Below are 23,426 nucleotides of genomic sequence, written 5' to 3'. Positions count from 1 at the left end.
AAAAATTATTTCAACGCCTCAGGGACGATGGGGTAGTTATCCCATACTCGGCCGTCGCTCATTGAACGTACCAGCTTGATATATTCAGCATGGGTCCAGGCGAGCGGGGTGGCGGAGTTAGTGCCTTGGCCGAGTTGATATTGGTAACGAGTGGCGTTACCCACACCGTCCCATGCTTGTTCGGGGAGCATTAGACCCGCGTTGGCGAAGGTTTCCATCCCTTGCACATAGGTATTGATAAGTTGCTGCTTGGTTTGCTGTGCGTGAGCACCGCTTAGCTCTCCCTTGGCGCTGGCAAGGGCCAATTCAAAATGCCCACGCTCGCCAGTAAAGAAGGGCCAGACGCGGCCGCGTTGGTTGTCGCTATTACTGCCCGATTCGGCGTAGTTTGCGCCGGTTATAGTGTCTTCACCGTAGCCATCGTTACCGTAACGTCTAAAGCCTGGAACGCTGCTGCCATCCTTTGCCATAAAGTTGTATTTGAGGCGTAAATTGTCCTCAAGCTCGGTATTATCCACCAGCGCTAGGCTTTGATTAATCAGCTTATCGGTGGCGCCACGCACGCCATAGCGCACCAGTTCTAAAAAGCCGCCATCGAGGATCTGACGTTGATCTAATCCCGCACGGCCATTATTGGCGGCGAGTTGCTCGGCGCTGTTTGGCTCACCGTTGGGGCTTAATCGCAGATAATAAGGCGCCTTAATACCTTGGCTATCCGTGAGCAAACCTTGGGTCGTCACTAAGTGTTTTTCAAGTTGTTGATTAAGCGTTTTAGCGGTCGCGAGATAACGTTGACTGGCATCGCTGTCGTTTACTGCCTTGGCAATATCACTCGCGGCCACTAAGCCTGCGATCACTGCGGCCGTGGTGGAGGGCGAATAACCTGCCTGTTCTTCCCAACGTTCTTGTTGGGTTTTTGGTGGCGTAATTTGGGTGTGATTCCAGTCAAGATTGACTTCGCCGCCGCTGACTAAAAAGTCCGCCGCAGCTTTTAACATCTCTTGATACCAATGGTTAAGTTCAGCTTGACTGAGTACGCCTGCCTGCCAGAGTTTCCAGCCGAGCATGATAGGCATCGCCGTTTGGTCGAGCTGTACGCCCACCCATTCAATTTGGCCGTCCACATGGGTCTTTTGTAAAAACCAACCGGGTGTGCCGCTAAAGCCTGGGGTTTTATCGCTCACTTGCACCTTTTTAAGGTATTCAAAGGCGACTTTAGGCGTTTGGGTATCGCCCATGGCGAGAAATGCCATGGCGCATTGATAAAAGTCGCGCGGCCAAACAGCCTTGTAGCCCGTGCTGGGTGTGACAGCAGGGACGGTATCGCCCCAAGGATTAGAAAGCGAAGCGATAAGGGCGCCCGCGTAGGTTTTATCTTCCTGCGCCTTGAGTACCATGGCACTGGTATACAGCAGCTTGCCATTATCTGTTGTGCTTTGCGCCATAGCTGGCATCGCGGGCAGCGATTGTAAATAACTGTGCCAACCAGCGTTGTATTGACTCAGCACTGCGTCATACCCCGCCGTTAAGCTGGCGTTGGCATTGGCTAAACTGCTGGCCTCATCCTGGCCAAAACCAATCGCCAAATTCACATTAAGAGCTTGATTCGCTTGGAGTACGGGATAACTGGCGGTAAAAGCAATGTTGCCTTGAGTCGGATTTTCGGCGCTGCTGGTGGCCTGATACAGCGTATCGAGCTTACCGTTATCGGCTAAATCGGCCAAACCGTCGGATACACCGACAAAACCGGTGGTCGCCTGCGCAAAGTCGATATCCGATTTCACCGTCATCACGCTGCTGTGGGGATTCGCCGTACGAGCGATAAGGGCTTGATGATCGATTCTGCCAATATCATTCGCGCCCGCATTATCGATATGGGGATTAACGTATAAATGCGGTGTGATGCCCGCTTCAAAGGCGGTAAACGTCACGCGCATCATCAGCGTATCGCGGTCGGGATCGGTAAAGATATGCTTTTCTATCTGATACTTACCTTCAACGTCGCGATTGATAATCTTATAGGCCAAGGATTGTGGGCGACCGTTAGCATCGGTATCTAAGTATTCAATGCTGCTGATCGTGTTGTCTTTTTCGGTATCGACGAAGCCATTGCCGGTGATCACAAATTGCAACTCTTTGAGCTGAGCGTTGTGAATAAGGCCATACATGGTTTCGGTTAAAATCCCCTGCGCGATGGAGAACCACACGCGGCTAATGGGATTTTGCGCGCTATCCTGGTATTGCCCTTGAGTATAAGGCTCATAGGAAGTGCCGATACCGGTTTTGCCGGAGAACGCCCAGGTCGGGGCTTTGCCGGGGGCGCCGGGGGCAATCTGTGCGTCTGTGGCTTTGATGACGGCCGCTGTTGATGAGTCTGCATTGGTGGCCGAGGGTGAGCAGCCCGTTAAGCTGGCAACGCCGATAAGGCTTGCGGCAATTGCGAGCGCAATCGGCTTACGAGTTAAGTTGCGGCGGTCAGTTAAGCTGCGAGCCTGCTGTGAAGGTACTGTTGTCGATGCCATATTCTTCAAAATCTCCCCAATCAATAGATGGTGCTAATTGCGATTTATTCTTGTTGTAAGCTATGTGGCCATGCGTCTTGGCGTTTAGTTGCCCAAACGCCAAGGGTGCCGAGTTGTAGGATCTGCGATTTACGCTTGAGTGTGCTGAGTATTCGGTTGCTCAACAAAGAGCACGGCAATCCCGGCGCAGAGCATCAGGACGCCGCCGGTGATTAGGGCATAGATGGGCTGACCATCAAATAATCCATTAAGAATTAAGCCTAAAACACTGGCCGCGAGCAGCTGTGGGATCACGATAAAGAAGTTAAAAATCCCCATATACACGCCCATCTTTTTCGGCGGTAAGGCGCCAGATAACATGGCGTAGGGCACGGAGAGAATCGAGGCCCAGGCGATACCCACGCCAATCATGGGTAGCCATAACAGACTGGGATCTTTGATAAAATAGAAACTGATCAACCCAAACCCGCCGCAGAACATATTAAAGGTGTGGGTCAGTTTGATGCCGATACGTTTAGCAAGCAGTGGGATAAACAAGGCCGCAATGGCCGAAAATCCATTGTAGGAGGCGAACAGTACGCCCACCCAATCGGCACCATCGTTATAGGCCTTAGACAACACATCGCTGCTGCCAAAGTGATAAGACGTCACCGCCGAGGTGGTGTATATCCACATCGCAAAAAGCGCGAACCAAGAGAAAAACTGCACTATCGCTAATTGATGCATGGCCTTAGGCATATGGAATAAATCATCGACCACATTAAAGACAATGCCCAGTTGCGAACGTTGTGAGGGCGTTGATTTACCTAAGCGCAGGGCGCAGTAAAGTTGCAATGGGCCAAAGGCAAAAATCCCTAAGGTTAAAATATACAGCTGCTTATCTAAATCCTGCGTCCACACCGCAAGCGTTAGTAGCGCGCCTACCGTCATCCAAACGATAGCGGCAAATTGATAATTCTTGTGGGTGCGAGTGCGATGTTGTTGCTCATCTATGCCTGCGTCAGCATTGCTATGGAAGGCGGCAAGTTCATCGGGGGAATATTCTTTGGTGGACACAACAGTCCAAGCCACACTGAGAAACAGCACGGCGCCACCAAAATAGAAGGCATAACGCACCGAATCGGCTATTTCGCCCGCTGGCGCGGTGTTGGCGACAGCAAAGAAGTTACTGAGAATATAGGGCAGGGCCGAGGCCACAACTGCACCGATGCCAATAAAAAAGCTTTGCATGGCATAACCTTGGGTGCGCTGCTTGGGAGGCAAATTATCCCCCACAAAGGCACGGAAGGGTTCCATGGCGATATTGATTGAGGCATCCATAATCCACAGCATGCCCGCGGCAATCCATAACGTAGGGGAATGCGGCATCACAAATATCGCAAGCGTCGTACAAATAGCGCCGATTAAAAAATACGGCCGACGGCGACCTAAGCGCCCCCAAGTATTATCGCTCAGATAACCAATAATAGGTTGAACCAGCAGACCCGTTAACGGTGCGGCAATCCACAGGATGGGAATTTCATCGATAGAGGCGCCAAGGGTTTGGAAAATGCGACTGACGTTGGCATTTTGCAGGGCAAAACCGAATTGGATCCCCAAAAAACCAAAGCACATATTAAAAATTTGCCAGAAATTTAGCTCGGGTTGTAGCTTATGTACGGCGCGATGCACCATCTTGGGTGAGACACTTTTTAATGGGGTAATCGTTTGTTGATCCGTGGACATGCAACTTCCCTTCAGTAGCGGACAGCAGTGCTGCCTTGAGTCATTTATCGTTATAATTTGAAAGCTTAATCAATAGCTTTGGCTCAGTTTACGCATTATTGTGCCAGTTCGGTTTGGTCGCTATAAAGGTGTGTTTTGATGCTAAAAAATAGCGAATATACCTCTCCCTCAGAAGCATATTCGCCAATAAATTCATTTTCATACTCTATGATGCAAATGCTCAGAAGCAGAAAAGAACCTAAGCCTGACAGCTATCCTCAAAGGCAACCACCAGAAACGACCTCACAGTGTTCAACCCCACAAGCAGAGGGTGGAACTAGCGAATTTATAGTAGCCGCAGCGTCGATTGACGCACAACCGCTTACATACGTATTCATCATCCATTGATAACTCAAGTTAAACAGCCGTGTAACCTAATAGCAGCCTATTTTACACTCCTATGGGGTTGTGTGGGTATCCAGTCAGTGGCTAAAGTGTCAGCAGCAGTGAGCAATAGACGCATTATGCGATTGATACTGCAAAAATAATGGAACAGTATGTCAGCAGATGCTCTCATGTAATCATGGTTAGCACCTGTCAAAATCGATTATGTTTTGAATAAAGGATATCTATGTTTGTTATCACCTTAACCTACAAAAAGCCGCTGGCAGATGTTGAGTTACATTTAGCTGCTCATATTGATTATCTTGATGCGTATTACGCCAAGGGCGTTTTTATCGCTTCGGGCCGTAAGGTGCCACGCACGGGCGGTGTGATCTTCGCTAAGGCGGAGTCGCGTGCAGTACTCGAGGCTATTTTGCAGCAAGATCCTTTCTATACCGAAGACGTGGCTGAATTTGATGTGGTGGAATTTGTACCAACCAAAGCCGCCGCAGGATTCGAGCAACTCATTGAGACACTTTAGTGATTTTTGCAAATTGTAAAATACAGATATTTATACCAATGATATTTGCTATAAATGCAATAATTGCGGGTGTGGTGCGAGAAATAAAATGAAAACACGGTCCGATGATTTAGAAATACTGCTTGCTGTCGTCGACAGTGGTGGTTTTTCGGCGGCAGCTGAACTGTTAGATATTCAAGTTGCCCGCGTGTCTCGGGCGGTGAGCAAGGTTGAAAGCCAAGTTGGCGTTTCTATTTTAAATCGCACGACTCGCCGGATCGAATTAACCGAGGAAGGTCGCCAGTTTGTTGAAGCCATCCGAATTGGCTTATTACAGATCCAGCAAGCTGAAGAGGAGATCATCACTCGTGGAGAGCTACCGAGAGGCCGTTTACGTGTCGATGCCGCAAGTCCCTTTGTGTTTCATCAATTAGTGCCGCTTATCCAGCCATTTAAGCAAACCTATCCCGATATTGAATTGGAACTCACCTCCAACGAAGGTTTTGTCGATTTGCTTGAAAAGAAAACCGATCTCGCGATCCGCATTGGCAACTTAACGGATTCGACTTTGCATGCTAGGCCACTTGGGAAAAGCTTGCTGTACATTGTAGCCTCACCAGATTACCTATCAAGGCGCGGTTTTCCCAATAAAAGCAGCGATCTTATTCACCACGATTTGCTGGGATTTTCTACCCCTAAAACCCTCAATGATTGGCCACTGAACGGATTTACTCGGTTTACACCTACATTAACCTCAAGTAACGGTGAAACGTTAAGGCAGCTTGCATTAACGGGTAATGGTATTGCCTGCTTATCGGGATTTATGGTGAAAAAGGATATCGCTGAGGGGCGTTTAATCCCCTTATTGGAGAGTGAAAAAATCACCAATACCGGCCGAGAGCAGATCAATGCGGTGTACTATAAATCTTCTACCGTCGCGAAACGTATCTCGGCCTTTATTGATTTTATTCAGCCTAAGCTAACCCTGTAAGCGGTAGGGCAACACTTGTCGTATTGACGTGTTAGTGAACATTTTTGCATTTACAACAAAAATCATTTGTCTTTATTGCGCTCAATGTCTCTTGTTGAGTTTGCTAGTATGTTTGCAACGAAATGAGAGGGTTATATTATGACGCAATCACTGTTTCAACCGATCACCTTGGGTGCATTAACACTCAAAAACCGCATCGTTATGCCGCCAATGACTCGTTCAAGAGCCAGTCAGCCAGGCGATGTGGCCAATCATATGATGGCAACCTATTATGCTCAGCGTGCGAGTGCGGGGCTCATTGTCTCTGAAGGCACACAGATTTCTCCAACTGCAAAAGGGTATGCTTGGACTCCTGGTATTTATACTCCCGAACAGATCGCGGGCTGGCGTATCGTCACTGAGGCAGTTCATGCCAAGAACGGAGTGATTTTTGCTCAGTTATGGCATGTAGGCCGAGTCACCCATCCTGACAATATTGGTGGGCAACAACCGATTTCTTCATCCGCATTAAAAGCGGAAAACGTAAAAGTGTTTGTCGATAACGGCACTGATGAACCTGGTTTTGTTGATGTCGTTGCGCCTCGGGCAATGACGAAGGCTGATATTGCGCAAGTGATCGCCGATTATCGTCAAGCAGCGCTCAATGCTATGGCGGCTGGCTTTGATGGCATTGAACTCCACGCCGCTAATGGCTATTTGATCAACCAATTTATTGATTCCGAAGCCAACAACCGTAGTGATGAGTACGGCGGTAGCCTTGAAAATCGCCTACGTTTTTTAGACGAAGTGGTTACGGCATTGGTCGATGCTATTGGTGCTGAGCGAGTGGGTGTGCGTTTAGCGCCCCTTACGACCCTCAATGGTACTGTGGATGCGGACCCGATTTTGACCTATACAGCTGCCGCTGCGTTACTTAACAAACATCGCATTGTTTATCTACATATTGCCGAGGTGGATTGGGATGATGCACCTGATACGCCACGCTCATTCAAACAAGCATTGCGTGAGGCTTATCAGGGCGTGCTGATTTATGCCGGACGATACAACGCTCACACAGCGGAGCAAGCTATTAACGATGGTCTGGCTGATATGATTGGTTTTGGACGACCTTTTATTGCCAATCCGGATTTACCCGAGCGGCTAAAACACGGCTATCCGTTGGCTGAGCATGACCCAACAACGCTGTTTGGTGGTGGCGAAAAAGGGTTAACTGACTATCCAACTTATCAAGCCTAGGGGAAAGTATGTTCAAGGCATTCAAAGGTCATGTGTTAGAGACCAAAAACCGTATTGTGATGGCTCCAATGACTCGCTCACGTAGTACTCAGCCGGGGGATATTCCGAACGAGATGATGGCCACCTATTATCGCCAGCGAGCAAGCGCAGGATTGATTATTACCGAAGGCGCACCCGTATCAGCGGTGGCGCGAGGGTATTCAATGACCCCTGGGATTTATACTCGAGCACAGATTGAGGGCTGGAAAAAAGTCACTGAAGCGGTGCACCAAGAAGGTGGGAAAATCTTTATCCAACTCTGGCATGTTGGTCGTCGCAGCCATTCGAGCGTGTCTGGCGCTGAGCCTCTTGCGCCATCGGCAATAAAAATACCCGATCAGGTATTTGGCCCATTGCCTGAAGGTGGCTTTGGCATGATTGAAACCCAGCAGCCAAAGGCGATGAGCGAACAAGACATCCAAGCGACTATCAGCGATTTTGTGCAAGCAGCACAAAATGCGATGTTAGCAGGTTTTGATGGGGTTGAAGTGCATGCAGCCCATGGCTATTTATTTGATACTTTTATGCGCTTAGAAAGCAATCAACGGCAAGATCGCTACGGTGGCAGCCAAGAAAATCGGCTGCGTTTTTTAGTCGACACCTTACAAGCCCTCACACAGACCATTGGATCTGGGAGAGTCGCTGTGCGGATGTCTCCCCATATTGGCGAGGGATTTACCGGTGACAACCCTGACATCATCCAATTAACACTCGCCTTGCTACAAAAGCTACAACCGATGAATCTTGCCTATGTGCATTTTTCTGAAAACATCTCGCGCTATGTGGAAGTGTCTGACGCGTTTCGTCAGCAAGTGCGCCGTGTGTATCAACATCCCATAATGGTGGCGGGGAAATTAACCAAGCAATCTGCTCAGCGTTTACTCGACCAACACTATGCTGATTTTGTGGCCTTTGGCACGCCCTTTGTGACCAATCCGGATTTAGTCGAGCGCTTTGCCCATGACTGGCCATTAACCGAGTTTGATGCGGATGCAAGGCTTACCTTGTATGGCGGCGGTGAAGCTGGCTATATCGATTATCCCGTTTATCAGGCATCGTTTGCAGAGAGAAAGGCATAGTCTGAGCGGCATCGTTTTAGTGACATAGTCTAGTGGTGTAGTTTGCGGCTATTAGCTACTAGCTACTAATGGTGTAGGCGCTAAAGGAAGGGGTGAGCCAAAGGGGCTGCCTCACTTAGTGCCTTAAGCTAAAACGGCTCTGCTTGTATAGTCTGTGATTGGATACTGGGGGAATTTATCCGATATTTTGTCGCTGAGTTTGCTATCATGCCGTTTTCCCCTTGAAACCTTACGCAGGTTTCCGCTGTATGAGTCCCGCTTTTTATGTCTATTCAAACGCTGTTATCGACGGCTTTAGCTAAACGCCATGATTTTTTACTACAAGCAGAACAAGATCATACCGATTGTTTTCGGGTGTTCCATGGCACGGTCGAAGGTGTCAGTGGCTTGAATGTCGATCGCTACGGCGATAATTGGTTAGTGCAGAGTTTTCACCACACCTTAACCGCTGAGGAATTGGCTGAAGTAGTGGACGTGCTCACCCAAGAAGTAGCCCTGCCGGTAGTGTATAACGACCGCTCCGCTGGCCATTCGCGGGTGCTCAATGCGCTAAGCCCTGAACTGGATGATATTGCCAGTGCCGAGTTGGTGATGCAGGAAAATGGGATTAAATTCACCACTAAACTACGCCACGAAGGGCAAGATCCGCTGCTATTTCTTGATATGCGTATTGGCCGCGAATATGTGCGGGCCCACAGTCAAGATAAAACCGTACTGAATTTGTTTTCTTACACCTGTGGTATCGGCACTGCTGCGGCTATGGGCGGCGCAGAACGGGTTGTGAATGTCGACTTTTCCTCCTTTGCACTCGCCGCTGGGCGAACTAATGCCGAATTAAACCAAGTGTCAGAGGTATGTGAGTTTGTGCAGAGTGATGCGTTTCCGGCCTTGCGCCAATTAGCTGGTTTAAGTGTGGGAGGACGCCGCAACCAAAAATTACCCAGTTACCCCAAATTGCCGCAGACCCAATTTGATCTGGTATTTCTTGATCCGCCTCGTTATGCCAAGAGTGCCTTCGGGATTGTCGATTTAGTTAATGATTACCAAGGTTTATTTAAACCCGCATTATTATCAACCAAGGCTGGTGGCACCATAGTGTGTTGCAATAATGTCGCCAAAGTAGACCGTCAAGATTGGTTTGATAGTCTAGTTCGCTGCGTTGAAAAGCAAGGCCGAGGTGTGATTGACCACACTTGGCTCGATCCCCATGAGGATTTTCCGTCGTTCGATGATAATCATCCCCTTAAAATTGTGGCGTTGACCTTAAATTAACCTGAGCTAGGGATAAGTAGCGCCGCTGAATAGGCATCTTTTCTAGCCTCTCTGCGTTGCTCTGTCTAACCATAGCTCGCTATGGCATACGACAGAGCGCCTTGATATGCGCAAAAATCTGCATATTCAGTCAGGGAAAATATTTTTATTTTCAAAATAATCATCTATAGCATTGATTTTGATTGTTACATTTAGACTTTTTCGACACTCGTTATCCCGAGTTCAGCTTAAATTAATCGCATTGCAAACCTAATAGGGCGACCATCTTTGTCGCCCTATTACGCTTAATTTAAAGAGCCTTAAAGCGGATCGCTGTGCCGCCACTGCTGGCGAGGGCTAAGGTTAGGCTATGCTTGGCGCTGACTTCTTTGGTTTCAATCACATAATCATAGGGATTGGTTTTCCAATCGGCTTTTGCACCATCGTGATAGATCTGGGCTTGATAGCGTTTGTTTGGGTCGAGGAAATCTAGTTTAACCTTGATCTGACGGGCATTTTCATCGGTCAGCGCGCCTAAGTACCAATCCTGTTGATCTTTGGCTTGGCGGGCAAACACCACATAATCACCCACTTCGCCAGCCAGTGCGATACTTTGATACCAGTCTGTTGGTACATCGCGGATAAACTGGAAGGCATCTAGATGTTTTTGATAATTGCGTGGCAAGTCGGCGGCCATTTGGATTGGGCTATAGAGCACCACATACAGGGCGAGTTGCTTCATTAAGGTGGTTTGCACGCGATTTTCGGCATCTAACCCCTTAGGCGCCAAATCAAAAATCCCCGGGGTGAAGTCCATTGGTCCAGCCAGCATGCGGGTAAAGGGCAGCATGGCGGTATGTTCTGGGCTATTTGGTGGGCTGCCCCATGCATTGTATTCCTGTCCGCGGGCACCTTCGCGGGAGATCCAGTTAGGATAAGTGCGGCGCAGCCCAGTATCTTTAATCGGCTCGTGGGTATTAATGCTGATATGGTGCTTGGCTGCTTCGGTAACGCTGTGAAGATATTCGCCCACCATAAACTGACCGTCGTGCCATTCGTGACGGGTGATGCCATTTTCATCGATGCGTTTGATTTGTCCACCGTCAGCGACATAACCGGTTTTGACTTGGGTCACGCCATGTTTTTCATACAGGGCGAATGCATCATCCATTTGCTTGCGGTAGTGGGTGACTGAGCCTGCGGTCTCGTGGTGACCAATCAGGCGCACGCCTTTTTTCGCGCCGTAGGCGGTAATGGCGGGTAAATCGAAATCATCATAGGCCTTAGTAAAACTGAATTGATCGCCATTATGGAACCAATCGCCATCCCAACCTTGGTTCCAGCCTTCGACCAAGACGCCATCAAACTGGTATTTGGCGGCGAAATCCATATAGCGCTCTGTTTCGCTGGTGGTTGCGCCGTGCGTTGGGCCCGAGCCCCAAGTGTTTTCATTGAGGTGCATACCCCACCAAATACCAACATATTTGCCCGGTTTAACCCAAGAGACATCCCCCAGTTTATTGGGCTCATTCAGGTTGAGGATAAGGTGAGAATTAAGCAGCCCCGTGGCCTTGTCGGCGATTTGAATCGTGCGCCATGGGGTATAAAAGCCCGCTTGGGTTTTAACGCGAGTGCCATCTGACCAAGGGGTGAGATCGGCCTTTAGCTTGCCATCGCGCTGTTGATCGAGTGTCATTGAGGCAAAGTCAACTAACGCCGCCTCGTGAATACTCAAATGGGTGCCATCGACCAGTTTAAAGGTAAAAGGAGTGTGGGCTCGGTCGACCTGATTGAGCGCGCTGGTGCGATACAGATATTCGTAGCGGTTCCATCCCCGAGAAGGGATCCACCAGGCGGTGGCCTTATCACTCTGTCCAATATTAAATTCGGTGAGTTCATCGGTAATGGCAAGCGGCGTATTGGCTGGCAGGGCGTTCTGGGCAGCTAAGTGATAACGAAAGCCGATGCCATCGTCAAAGGCTTTAAACTCTAGGTTTAAGTCGATTTTACCGTCGGTTAATACCACGCTCAGTTGATTGTGTTGATCTTTAATCCATTCCTGCTCCCCCCAAGGTTGCTGCCATTTTTCATTGGCATTGGCGGTGTGGCTCGATTTAATGCGAAGACCTTGGCCTAATTCGCCCTGTGAGGCAAAGACTAACCCTAGGCGGCTCGGTTCGATAACGGTTTTGCCATGAAAATGGATTTGGTATTCAGGGCGGCCAGTATCATCACTCAGACTCAAGACGATTTGCTTATCGGGGGAGCTCAGGTTGAGAGTTTGCGCCGTGGAACATGTACTCAACAGGCTACCAATGCTGAGTGCTAGCAAGCTGGGCGTGAATAAATTGTGTCGATTTCGCGTTGGCGAGTTGATGTGGCGTGCGTGGGTAAGCAGATTGCTGAACATTCCCTGATCCTTGTTTTTATAGTGAATATGGGTCAATGCATACTAGTGGTGATGGCTTTTTGCTCGCAATGGGTTGCATACGTATTCACCGGTGTGGCCTAGAGGCTGGCAGCCTAATAGTCAAACCTAAAGAGATGGGTTTTAACCGCTGACTCGGGTAGAATGCGCGGCTTTATGGCGCTCAAGCATGTATGGGCGCGATTTTTGAGGCGTCAGCGGTGAAAATCAGTCAGCGATTACAGCAGATCAATCGAATGGTGGAGCTTGGGTACGATCATATATGGGACTGCTGCTGCGATCATGGTTTACTCGGCATGCTGTTACTGCAAAGAAATGCTGCGCCTAAAGTGCATTTTGTCGATTGTGTGGCCCCCTTGATGCAGCAACTCAGCCTTGAGTTAGCTCGGTTTTTCCCCCAGCAGCCTATCTCAAACGCTCAAAACGAAAAAGAGCAAACCACCCATGCCCAGAGTGAATGGCAAGTGCATTGTATGGATGTGGCGGCGTTGCCACTGGCACATTACGGCAAGCAAGCCAAGCACTTAGTGATTATTTCGGGTGTCGGTGGCGAGTTATTGGTTGAACTGGTGCGCAGCATCGTGTCGTGTTATAGCCAGTATCACAGCGACAATCACAACCATTCTTATCATTCCAGCCCGCTCGAGTTTATTTTGTGTCCCGTGCATCATAATTATCATGTGCGCAGCTCACTTGCAGAGTTGGGATTATCCCTTAAGCAGGAATATTTACTCGAAGAAAATCAGCGCTTCTATGAGATATTGCATTTAACCCATTCGAGTACAGCTTCGAAGCGCAATGACGTGGCACCCTTAAGTTCGACTGGCTCAATTATGTGGCAAGGGTTAGATGCGGATAAAACCAGCCAGGCTAAGCGTTATCTTGTGCAGACAATCAGCCATTACCAACGTATCCCCGAGAGCCGCTTGCCAAATAAGGCGCAAATAGTTGCGGCCTATCAGCAAATCTTGCGGCAACTAAGCAACTGAATTAACCAGTTTCAAGTGTACGTATTGTTGTGCGTGTTGCTTGAAAACGGTTTTGCTCTATAAATCCATAAAGTTGGTTTATGCTAATAGGCCGTTAATCTTGAGTTTTTCTATGCGTTTATTGAAGTCCACCCGAGCCGCCAATATCAATTTGAAACAGGCAAGGATCTTTTATCGCCAAGCCGCCCGCGCCATTGTGCTGTCGGGGGAAGATATTTTGCTGCTCTATACCCAAAAATATCGAGATTACGGCTTGCCCGGCGGTGGTGTGGATAAGGGCGAGAGCATCGAGGTTGGGCTTATTCGTGAGTTACAGGAAGAAACCGGCGCCATTGCAGCTAACGTTATTGCACCCTTTGGCCGCTATGAAGAATATCGACCTTGGTTTCGCGAAGGCGCCAACATAGTACATATGGATTCCTATTGCTACCTGTGTGAAATCGATATGACTTTAGGTAACCGTGGCTTAGGTGAGCCAAAGCTTGAAGCCCATGAAGTGAAAAACGGTATGCGCCCTGAGTGGATCAATATCCATCAAGCCATTGCCCATAATGAAGAAATTCAGCGCACCTTCGCCAACAAAGGCCAATCTATCGACAGGGAAACCTTTTTGCTGAAACAGATAGTTGCAGAATTATTGTAGATAACGCTTGGCTGGCGACTTTATCACTTAGCCATAAAACTCAGTCTCAAAGCATTGATATAAAAAAGCCACCCAGAGAATGGCTTGTGTGACTCAGAGTGCGTGAGATGCTAGATCACTGTTAAATAAATACAGAAGAAATGACTCATCGCGCCAGCTAGCACAAACAGATGCCAAATCGCGTGATTGTACGGAATACGTTTGCCGACATAAAAGATCACTCCAAGGGTGTAAAACAACCCGCCAAATAGCAGTAGATTAAATCCAAGCGGTGACATTGCTGCTGTCAAATCGCCAATCACCGTCATACAAAGCCAACCCATCGCCAGATATAACACAAGACTGAGTTTTTTAAATCGGTGAATAAATAAGGTCTTAAATAAAATCCCACCAATAGCCAAAGACCAAATCGCCGTCAGGATAATGGTTGAAAGCTGTCCATGCAGGCTGATTAACATCAGTGGGGTGTAGGTGCCCGCAATTAAGCAGTAGATAGCACAATGGTCGGCAATCTTAAGTTTATGTTTCCAGCCTACATGCGTCACGCTGTGATACAGGGTAGAACTTAAAAACAACAGGATAAGGCTTGTACCATAAATAATAACACCTGTAAGTTGAATATTGGTGAGATGATCTGCGCCCTTAAGTAGCATAAAGATTAAGCCCACTACACCTGCAATCACCCCTAGGCCATGGCTGATACTATTGGCAATCTCTTCACTAAGGCTATAGCTACTGATGTTCAATGGTTTTTCATGACTCATTTGCGGCTCTATCAAACTCTGGCTTGGCATGCTGTTGATCCACTCGATGGCGATAATGATTGAGTCTATCAGTAGATAAAAGGGAAAGCTACAATTGGCTTACACGTGTAAGCTGATTTGTTTTGCGTGTTCTTGCCATTGGCTATAACACTGATGAGTTCTGTTGTCCTTGTACAAGATTATGGTACTGGTTTACAACTGAATAATGTCACTGCTTTGGAACTTTGTTCGACTCACTTTCTCTAATTCTCCGTAAGATGTCATGGATTTGTTAAGTACTTTATTCATTAAGTACTAAGGGATTGATTTTGCCTGTTCGATCGAATATAGCCCCAGAAGATGATCTTAGTGTTGATGTGCTCGGCCGCGTTACAAACGATGAGACCGCACCATTTTCCGCTTTGCCTTTTTGTGCAACGTTTTTAAGTGCTACAGCCCAAGGCGCTACAGATTTGAACACTAAGCCTTTTAGCGCTTTAAGTGTTCATGTCGAGTCTTGTGATAACAATCTACACCTCAATTTAAGTAAAGCAGACCAAAGATCAATCGATAGCACATTTAAAACATCTTCAAATCTAAGCGGGCGAGAGCGGCCACATTATTTCAATCTTAAGCTATTGCTTTGGGTCATCTTGGGTCATGGCTTACTGCTGTTTTTATTAATTTTTTTATGGCGAACCCAGTCGGAACACTTAGGGCTGCATTTTACTGAATCATCTGCTAACGCACGGACTACAACCAAAGCGTTAAAGGCATATTTTATTTATGCGCCGCCAACGCAAACTGCTCCAGCGGATTCTGCTCAAGATATCTCAGTGGAAGAGTTTATTAACACTAGCGAGCCGATAACCTCACCGCCTAATACCGTAAAGCCGGCAGCTGATATTGAGCAGTCAGCGAAAGTGTCACCAAAAGTCGCAGTAAAGCTGACGCCAAAACCCATGGAGCAGATAGCCAAACCTCCAGAAGTCAGCGCCCAAGAATCAAAAGTAACAGAATCAAAAGCATCAGTACCAAACACATCTGTGCCTAACACCTCAACGCCGAACACCTCAACTCAGGGCCAAACCCAGCAGAGTGCAAAAGAGGCTGTTAAACCGAAAAAGGCAGAAACCCAATCACGCTCGGCACAAGCGGTAAGTACAGAGCAATCTGCGGTAAGTGGGCAAAGCGGTGGGGCGGCGGGCAGTGTGGGATTGTTTACTCAGCGTTATTTTGAACGACAGCGTGAGCAAGCTTTAGATGATTTAGTGTTAGAGCAAGCAAATCATTACAGCAAACGGTCGAATTTGTCTGAAATGAGCCCCGAGATGGAGGTACTGATTGTGCCCAATGCCGACGATTTTAGCGGCCCCACCAGTTTGGATTTAGAGCTGGATCCGAATCGTATCGTTCGTCAAGGTAATACCTGTTATCGGGTCGTCAAAGTAGGCACCCCAATTAATCCCTATGCTGAGAACTTAGGTTTCCCCTTCGATTGCAGTGGCAAGAAAATGAACCAAGAAATTGATGATGCCATTAAGGCGCAGCTCGATAAAATGATGGTAAAGCGGCCAAAAGGTTAAAAAATAGTGATGATAAATTTTCACTAAAAATAGTTTAAACTATGATCGCTAAAACAAATTTAGATTAAAGTCATTTAAATACATTGCTTTATGTGTTCTTTAATTTTGATTGATAATTTAATTTTTATTCTGAAATTACGCTTGTTTGTTCGCAGCGCTTCTGCCTATACTTTTGCCCATCTTGTCGGAGTGCCTCTTGGCTGAGACCGTTTATTCGGGATCCGTTGAACCTGATCAGGTTAAAACCTGCGAAGGAAACAAGCATAATAACTTCCATTAAATCGTATCAGCGGCAATCTTTTGCCGTCTATTTACCCATCGATTTAGTCGTTATTGAGTCAGTAAATCCACTTACGGTTTACAAGGCTCAGCTCTCAACACTCAAGTCTCCAGACAAGCAACCCCATTTTTATTTGTTAAAGTGAGATTGCTTATGTCCAGTTTAGAATCGTCCTCAGAATCACTTGCCGTGAACACTCATGGGCAAACGAACCGCCGTGTGGCGCGCGCCGAGGCGCAAGCCTTTATCGATACCCTTAAACCATTACAACATCCTAATTCGCAAAAGTTGTATTTGCAGGGAAGCCGTGAGGATCTCCGTGTAGGGATGCGGCAAATTCTGCAAACCGATACGCGGATTGGCGGCACGGTGATCGCGCCCAAAGTCGAGAAAAATCCTCCCATTCCGGTGTATGACTGTGCCGGTCCTTATTCCGATCCTGCTGCGCAAATTAACGTGCGCCAAGGTTTAGCCAAACTCAGATTACCGTGGATTATCGAGCGCCAAGATACCGAAGTGCTCGATTGTGCAACCTCAGATTTTACCCAGCAACGCCTAAAGGATGATGGGCTCGATCATCTGCGTTTCGAAGCCGGCTCAAGTGCGATTGTTCGTCCTCGCCGCGCCTTACCGGGTAAACGCGTGAGCCAATTACACTATGCGCGCCAAGGGATCATTACCCCTGAAATGGAATATGTGGCGATTCGGGAAAATATGGCGCTCGCCCAGGTGCAAGATGAAATCTTAAACCGCCGCGGCCAAGGTGAATCCTTTGGCGCCGTAATAGGTAAACCGATAACCCCTGAATTTGTCCGCGATGAAATTGCCCGTGGACGCGCCATTATTCCGTTAAATATCAATCACCCCGAAGCTGAGCCTATGATTATTGGCCGTAACTTTTTAGTCAAAGTGAACGCCAATATCGGTAACTCGGCGGTCACGTCTTCCATCGAGGAGGAAGTGGAAAAGCTAGTCTGGTCAACCCGTTGGGGCGCTGACACTGTGATGGACTTGTCCACTGGCCGGTATATCCATGAAACCCGAGAATGGATTATCCGCAACTCGCCAGTGCCTATTGGCACAGTGCCGATTTATCAAGCATTGGAGAAAGTGAATGGTGTTGCTGAGCACCTGACCTGGGAAGTGTTTCGCGATACTTTGATTGAGCAAGCGGAGCAGGGCGTCGATTACTTTACCATCCACGCGGGCGTGTTATTGCGCTATGTGCCGATGACCGCCAAACGGGTGACTGGGATCGTGTCCCGCGGCGGCTCTATTATGGCCAAATGGTGCTTGAGCCACCATCAAGAAAACTTCCTCTATACCCATTTCCGTGAGATTTGCGAGCTGTGCGTTGCCTACGATGTGTCGCTGTCATTAGGCGATGGTATGCGACCTGGCTCCATTGCCGATGCCAATGATGAGGCGCAGTTCGCCGAGCTTGAGACCTTAGGCGAGTTGGTCAAAATCGCTTGGGAATACGATGTGCAGACCATTATCGAAGGGCCTGGACATATCCCGATGCAACTTATCAAAGAGAATATGGATAAGCAGCTTATCCACTGCGCCGAGGCGCCGTTTTATACTCTAGGGCCGCAAATTACCGATATTGCGCCGGGTTACGATCATTTCACCTCGGGGATAGGTGCGGCGATGATCGCATGGTATGGCTGCGCCATGCTCTGCTATGTGACGCCGAAAGAGCACTTAGGTTTGCCCAATAAGCAGGACGTCAAACAAGGGCTGATTGCCTACAAGATTGCCGCCCATGCAGCCGATATTGCCAAAGGCCACCCGGGCGCGCAGATCCGCGACAATGCGTTATCTAAGGCGCGTTTTGAATTCCGTTGGGAAGACCAATATAACCTGGGACTTGACCCTGATACCGCCCGAGCCTATCACGATGAATCCCTGCCACAAGAGTCGGCCAAGGTCGCGCATTTTTGCTCTATGTGTGGCCCTAAGTTCTGCTCAATGAAGATCACCCAAGATGTGCGCGACTATGCGGCAAGTTTAGCGGCGGGTACGTTGTCAGTGGCTTCGTCAAGCCAAAATGTTGTGAGCGCTGAAGCGCTTGCATCGATAAACCCTGCTCAACAAGGGCAATCAAACACAGAAGCAATCCAGCAGATCAGAGTCAAAACTCAAGATGAATTAGCGGTGGCCATGGCGCAAAAATCGGCTGAGTTTGCGGCCTCGGGCGCCAAACTGTATCTGCCGCTGGGCGATGCTAATACAGCTAAAACTGCCAATGAAGCGGCAAAGCATCAGGATGGGGCAGAGCTCAAACCAACAGCACAGGTTGCGGAGGTTTGATAATGACCTTTGCTAAAGATATTAGCCAGGTGGCGCCTAAACCTATCGTCTGGACCATTGCGGGTTCAGACAGCGGTGGCGGCGCGGGGATCCAAGCCGACTTGGCCACCATCAAGGATTTGGGCGGCCATGGATGCAGCGTGATCACCACGTTAACGGCCCAAAGTTCAGTAGCGGTGGAGTTAGTTGAGCCTGTGAGTGAGGCAATGTTACTCACACAGCTTTCGACCCTGTTAGCTGATTTACCGCCTCAGGCGATTAAAATTGGCTTACTCGCAAATCAGCAGCAAGTGCACTTAGTTGCCGATTGGTTGGCTGGTTTTAAAACCCAATTTCCACTCGTCCCTATTATTCTCGACCCTGTGATGGTTGCAAGCTGTGGGGATGAGTTAGGTGATAAGAGCACTGCAAGTAAACCTCTGGATTTTGCTCCCTTTAAGGGCTTGATTAGCCTGATAACGCCGAATGTGCAGGAGTTGGCAAGGCTAACTGCCGTCACAGACAAACAAGCGTCAGCAATTCACACAAAAGCAGAATTCGCCGCTGCGGCAATGCAACTCTCAGCGCAATTAGCGTGCAGCGTATTAGCCAAGGGCGGCGATATTGATTTTGCGACTCAGACAAGTGCTGGCATTAACACCAGTGATCTCTTAAGCGAACAAAAAAGCGATATCACAAGTCATCGCATCGCCACAGATAATCAGCGCTTGGCAGAGGATTTGTTGATTTGTCATCAGGTTACTGGCTGCTCACCGCTTGACGCGAATGGTGGTTTTTGGCTCAGTAGTGCGCGGATAAACACGCGCCATAACCACGGCAGTGGTTGTACTCTGTCTTCAGCCATCGCCTCGGTGTTAGCCTTTGGCTTTGTATTGCAGGATGCGGTTGTGGTAGCAAAAGCCTATGTTAATCAAGGTTTAACTTATGCAGTGGGGATTGGCCAAGGTCCAGGGCCACTCGCGCGTACCGCATGGCCGCACAGCTTAATGGCGTATCCTTACGTCACTTCTTACCCTAAAAATAGCTTGAATGAATCCAGTGATTTGCAATGCGGCGCGTTTAAGCGCCTTGATCCTGACTTAGGGATTTATCCCGTTGTCGATAACTTACTGTTACTCGAACAATTATTGGCGGGGGGCGTGAAGACGGTACAGCTCAGGATAAAGTCTAATGCGCTAAAGTCTAATGTGCTGGCGTCGGACGAACTTGAGGCACAAATCCAAACCGCGATTGCCTTAGGTAAACACTATGATGCGCAGCTTTTTATCAATGATCATTGGCAGTTAGCGATAAAGCATGGCGCATTTGGGGTACATCTTGGACAAGAAGATCTAGCGGTGACGGATCTAAACGCCATTCATGGCGCGGGATTGGCGCTTGGCATCTCTAGCCACGGTTATTTCGAGTTGCTGCGTGCCCATCAACATGCGCCATCTTACATCGCCCTTGGGCATATTTTCCCGACGACGACCAAGCAAATGCCATCGGTGCCACAAGGGTTATTCAAGTTAGCGCATTATGTTGAACTGTTAAAAGCGCATTATCCCTTAGTGGCAATTGGCGGCATCGGGCCTTCGAATCTTGCCCAAGTCAAAGCCTCTGGGGTGAACAATATTGCCGTGGTGCGGGCGATTACCGAATCAAGCGATCCAATAATGGCCTTTGCCGAATTGACGCGAGCTTGGGAGTCAAGCTTATGAGCATGACACAAGAGCAGGCGCAATCCCTTGCCGATAAAGACTTTATTCGTTATTCGCGGCAAATATTTTTACCTGAGGTCGGCGAGACTGGCCAGTTGCAGCTTAAACAGGCTCATGTCCTTATCGTAGGCCTCGGCGGCCTTGGGCAATTGGCTGCGCAGTATTTAGCCTGCGCCGGTGTTGGGCGCTTAACGCTTGTCGACGGTGATAGGGTGGAATTGTCCAATCTGCCAAGGCAATTACTCTTTAATGACGACGATATTGACCATCACAAAGCCCTCATTGCTAAACAGAAATTAGCCGTGTTGGCGCAAGGTTGTGAGATTGATGCCTTTGCCGAGCAATTGACTCTTGAGTCTGCGAACACTGTATTTTCTGGTCTGTTAACCCATGGTGAAGAGACGAGGTTAGTGCTTGATTGTACTGATAACCTTACTGCGCGCCATTGTATCAATCGGTTGTGTATTGAGCATGCCTTGCCTTTGGTGAGCGCCTCGATTGCTGCCTTTAACGGCCAATTGTTTGCGGTTGATCAGCGGCGATTTCCCGCAGGCGGCTGTTATCACTGTATCTTCCCCTCGAATACTCGCGCGCCACAAAACTGTAGCAGTCAAGGAGTGCTCGGCCCCAGTGTCGGCGTGATGGCATCGATGCAGGCGCTGCTAGCGATGCAATTGTTGCTCTTAGCCACGCCGCCAACTTCTACAACAAAACAAACGGGTAATCAGTCTTTCGAAGAGACAAGTCACCCAGTCACCTCCACGAGAGCGCTACTTGGCCGATTTTGGCGTTTCGATGCCAAGTTACTCCAATGGCATTCGGCCGCATTAACCCGTGATCCCGAGTGCAAGGTGTGCGGATTAAAGCCGAGTGCATTAATGCAATCAACCACAGCTGCTTCATTCAAATCTGTCCCTAATCGAGGTTTGTTATGATTTTAATTCATCTCAATAATGTGCCCCAAACACTTCAACAACCGCTCAGTTTACAAGCCTTGTTAGAAGCACAAAATATTTGCCAACACTCGGTTGCCTTAGTGCTTAACGAGGCCGTTGTGCCAAAACACCGATGGTCATCTATCCTATGCCACCATGAGGATAAGATTGATGTATTTGCCGTGGTCGCGGGAGGTTAAGATGTTAACGATTGCAGGTGTGGAATTTGAGTCACGATTATTTACGGGCACGGGAAAATTCAGCTCAAGTCAGCTGATGCTGGAGTCAATTAAGGCGTCTCAGTCGCAGTTGGTGACCGTTGCAATGAAAAGAATTGATTTAAAAACTGGGGCCGATGATTTGCTATCGCCACTTAGGCAAGCGGGCGTGCGACTCTTGCCTAATACCTCGGGCGCGCGTAATGCTAAGGAAGCGATATTCGCCGCGGAATTAGCGCAGGAAATGCTGGGAACACAATGGGTTAAACTTGAAATTCATCCCGATCCCAAATACCTGATGCCCGATGCAGTCGAGACGTTAGCCGCAGCCAAAATCCTCTGTGAACGTGGCTTTATTGTGATGCCCTACGTGCATGCCGATCCCGTGCTGTGCCGGCGTTTAGAGGATGTTGGCTGCGCCGCTGTGATGCCACTGGCAAGCCCAATTGGCACCAATCAGGGGTTGGTGACTGAGCCTTTCATCAAGATGATTATCGAGCAAGCAAGGGTGCCGGTGGTGATTGATGCGGGAATTGGCGCGCCATCCCATGCAGCGCACGCGATGGAGTTAGGTGCCGATGCCGTGCTGGTTAATACCGCCATTGCCAGCAGCGCATCTCCGATTGAAATGGCATTGTGCTTTAAGGATGCGGTAGATTGCGGGCGACGCACCTTTGAAGCTGGGCTTGGCCGGGTGCAAACCCAGGCTGTGCATACCAGCCCATTAACGGGATTTTTACAGCAATGAGTTTTGTCGATCAATTTACCCGTATTGAACGGGATAAGTTATTGCTGGCGTTATATTCCTGCACGGCGGTGGAGGTTGAGCGTGCCCTGATGCAACCCGAGGGTAACCTACGGAGTTTACTCGCCTTGCTGTCTCCTGCGGCCGAGCCCTATATCGAAGAGATGGCACAGCGCTCGGCAGCGCTCACTCGGCAACGCTTTGGGGCCAATATCGGATTGTACTTACCACTGTACTTGTCCAATCTTTGCGCTAACGAATGTGATTACTGTGGTTTTAGCATGAGCAATAAGCTCAAGCGTAAAGTGCTCAATGAGCAGGAACTTGCTGCCGAAATGGCGATTATAAAATCCCGCGGCTTTGATTCTATCTTGCTAGTGTCGGGAGAGCATGAAACTAAGGTTGGAATGGATTACTTTCAGCGGGTTTTACCGTTGGTAAAACAGCAGTTTAGTTATGTGGCTATGGAGGTGCAGCCGCTTGAGGAGATTGATTATCGCCAGCTTGTTGAGCAAGGGCTGGATGCTGTGATGGTGTATCAAGAAACCTACCAAGCCGCGACTTATGCTAAACATCACACCCGAGGCAAAAAACAGGACTTCGCCTATCGGCTTGCCACGCCCGATCGCGTTGCCCGTGCGGGTATCGATAAGATAGGCCTCGGTGTGTTACTAGGATTAGATGACTGGCGGCTCGATGCCTTACTGATGGGCCACCATTTGGACTATTTAGAACGACATTACTGGCGTACTCGTTTTAGTATTTCTCTACCACGTTTGCGGCCTTGTACTGGTGGCATAACACCAAAAGTGCATTTAACCGATCTTGGACTGGTGCAAATGATCTGTGCCTTTAGACTTTTTAATCAACAACTTGATATCAGTTTATCGACCCGCGAGGCACCATCGCTTCGGGACAATTTACTGCCTCTTGGGATAACGCAAATGAGTGCGGGCAGTTCAACTCAGCCCAGAGGTTACCAAGCACCTGATAGTCAGCTCGATCAGTTTGAGATCAGCGATGAGCGAACTGTTGAGCAGGTCATCAGTCAAATGCGGCTCAAGGGATTTAACCCCGTCTTTAAGGATTGGGAATCGGCTTGGATAGCCTGTTAAAA

General features: G+C 48.6%; 18 protein-coding genes and 1 riboswitch. Of the genes, 14 read left to right on the top strand and 4 right to left on the bottom strand.

Annotated features, from left to right (window positions below; genetic code table 11):
• Window positions 1–5 precede the first annotated feature (5 nt).
• Window positions 6–2,522, bottom strand: coding sequence for a glucan 1,4-alpha-glucosidase (locus CEQ32_RS05145; RefSeq protein ID WP_088585623.1), 2,517 nt, complete (start codon window positions 2,520–2,522; stop codon window positions 6–8).
• Window positions 2,523–2,651: 129 nt separating this feature from the next.
• On the bottom strand, window positions 2,652–4,247 hold the full coding sequence (locus CEQ32_RS05140) for an MFS transporter (RefSeq protein WP_088585622.1): 1,596 nt from the start codon (window positions 4,245–4,247) through the stop codon (window positions 2,652–2,654).
• Window positions 4,248–4,857: 610 nt separating this feature from the next.
• On the opposite strand from CEQ32_RS05140, the gene CEQ32_RS05135 reads away from it, so the two are divergent.
• The 5 genes from CEQ32_RS05135 to CEQ32_RS05115 all read left to right on the top strand — a co-directional run bounded on the left by CEQ32_RS05135 (window position 4,858) and on the right by CEQ32_RS05115 (window position 9,747).
• Window positions 4,858–5,151 (top strand): YciI family protein, encoded by a 294-nt coding sequence (locus CEQ32_RS05135; protein ID WP_037431416.1) that lies wholly within the window; start codon window positions 4,858–4,860, stop codon window positions 5,149–5,151.
• A gap of 88 nt (window positions 5,152–5,239) precedes the next feature.
• Window positions 5,240–6,121 (top strand): LysR family transcriptional regulator, encoded by an 882-nt coding sequence (locus CEQ32_RS05130; RefSeq protein ID WP_055648290.1) that lies wholly within the window; start codon window positions 5,240–5,242, stop codon window positions 6,119–6,121.
• A gap of 138 nt (window positions 6,122–6,259) precedes the next feature.
• Window positions 6,260–7,357, top strand: a complete 1,098-nt coding sequence (locus CEQ32_RS05125) for an alkene reductase (protein WP_088585621.1) — start codon at window positions 6,260–6,262, stop codon at window positions 7,355–7,357.
• A gap of 8 nt (window positions 7,358–7,365) precedes the next feature.
• Window positions 7,366–8,475, top strand: coding sequence for an alkene reductase (locus CEQ32_RS05120; protein WP_088585620.1), 1,110 nt, complete (start codon window positions 7,366–7,368; stop codon window positions 8,473–8,475).
• Window positions 8,476–8,739: 264 nt separating this feature from the next.
• Complete coding sequence (locus CEQ32_RS05115; protein WP_037431613.1) at window positions 8,740–9,747, top strand: class I SAM-dependent rRNA methyltransferase; 1,008 nt, start codon at window positions 8,740–8,742, stop codon at window positions 9,745–9,747.
• 289 nt (window positions 9,748–10,036) lie between these two features.
• Here CEQ32_RS05115 and CEQ32_RS05110 read toward each other — a convergent pair whose 3' ends face one another.
• A complete protein-coding gene (locus CEQ32_RS05110; protein ID WP_088585619.1) occupies window positions 10,037–12,136 on the bottom strand; it encodes a glycoside hydrolase family 97 protein in 2,100 nt (699 codons plus the stop codon).
• Window positions 12,137–12,354: 218 nt separating this feature from the next.
• Here CEQ32_RS05110 and CEQ32_RS05105 point away from each other — a divergent pair, with 218 nt between their 5' ends.
• A complete protein-coding gene (locus CEQ32_RS05105) occupies window positions 12,355–13,143 on the top strand; it encodes a tRNA (adenine(22)-N(1))-methyltransferase (RefSeq protein WP_088586948.1) in 789 nt (262 codons plus the stop codon).
• Window positions 13,144–13,255: 112 nt separating this feature from the next.
• Window positions 13,256–13,786 (top strand): NUDIX hydrolase, encoded by a 531-nt coding sequence (locus CEQ32_RS05100; protein ID WP_055648294.1) that lies wholly within the window; start codon window positions 13,256–13,258, stop codon window positions 13,784–13,786.
• Between the two features lie 110 nt (window positions 13,787–13,896).
• Here CEQ32_RS05100 and trhA read toward each other — a convergent pair whose 3' ends face one another.
• A complete protein-coding gene (trhA, locus tag CEQ32_RS05095; protein WP_088585618.1) occupies window positions 13,897–14,580 on the bottom strand; it encodes a PAQR family membrane homeostasis protein TrhA in 684 nt (227 codons plus the stop codon).
• A gap of 422 nt (window positions 14,581–15,002) precedes the next feature.
• Between trhA and CEQ32_RS05090 the strand changes: the two genes are divergently transcribed.
• The 7 genes from CEQ32_RS05090 (at window position 15,003) to thiH (ending at window position 23,424) form a co-directional block, all read left to right on the top strand.
• Complete coding sequence (locus CEQ32_RS05090) at window positions 15,003–16,115, top strand: hypothetical protein (RefSeq protein ID WP_413776992.1); 1,113 nt, start codon at window positions 15,003–15,005, stop codon at window positions 16,113–16,115.
• A gap of 175 nt (window positions 16,116–16,290) precedes the next feature.
• A riboswitch (TPP riboswitch) is annotated at window positions 16,291–16,389 on the top strand.
• A gap of 159 nt (window positions 16,390–16,548) precedes the next feature.
• On the top strand, window positions 16,549–18,711 hold the full coding sequence (gene thiC / locus CEQ32_RS05085; protein ID WP_088585617.1) for a phosphomethylpyrimidine synthase ThiC: 2,163 nt from the start codon (window positions 16,549–16,551) through the stop codon (window positions 18,709–18,711).
• 2 nt (window positions 18,712–18,713) lie between these two features.
• A complete protein-coding gene (thiE, locus tag CEQ32_RS05080; RefSeq protein WP_122040739.1) occupies window positions 18,714–20,411 on the top strand; it encodes a thiamine phosphate synthase in 1,698 nt (565 codons plus the stop codon).
• Complete coding sequence (locus CEQ32_RS05075; protein ID WP_088585616.1) at window positions 20,408–21,346, top strand: HesA/MoeB/ThiF family protein; 939 nt, start codon at window positions 20,408–20,410, stop codon at window positions 21,344–21,346. The genes thiE and CEQ32_RS05075 overlap by 4 nt, the downstream gene beginning before the upstream one ends.
• Window positions 21,343–21,546 carry a sulfur carrier protein ThiS gene (thiS, locus tag CEQ32_RS05070; protein WP_037430926.1) on the top strand — a complete coding sequence of 68 codons (204 nt, stop codon included), beginning with the start codon at window positions 21,343–21,345 and terminating at the stop codon, window positions 21,544–21,546. The genes CEQ32_RS05075 and thiS overlap by 4 nt, the downstream gene beginning before the upstream one ends.
• A gap of 1 nt (window position 21,547) precedes the next feature.
• Window positions 21,548–22,312, top strand: coding sequence for a thiazole synthase (locus tag CEQ32_RS05065; protein ID WP_055648300.1), 765 nt, complete (start codon window positions 21,548–21,550; stop codon window positions 22,310–22,312).
• Window positions 22,309–23,424, top strand: a complete 1,116-nt coding sequence (gene thiH, locus CEQ32_RS05060; RefSeq protein WP_055648301.1) for a 2-iminoacetate synthase ThiH — start codon at window positions 22,309–22,311, stop codon at window positions 23,422–23,424. Before CEQ32_RS05065 ends, thiH begins: the two co-directional genes overlap by 4 nt.
• Window positions 23,425–23,426 lie beyond the last annotated feature (2 nt).

The sequence above is a fragment of the Shewanella sp. FDAARGOS_354 genome (genome assembly GCF_002209245.2).
Classification (GTDB): domain Bacteria; phylum Pseudomonadota; class Gammaproteobacteria; order Enterobacterales; family Shewanellaceae; genus Shewanella; species Shewanella xiamenensis.
This window is presented reverse-complemented; position numbering and strand designations above follow the sequence as displayed.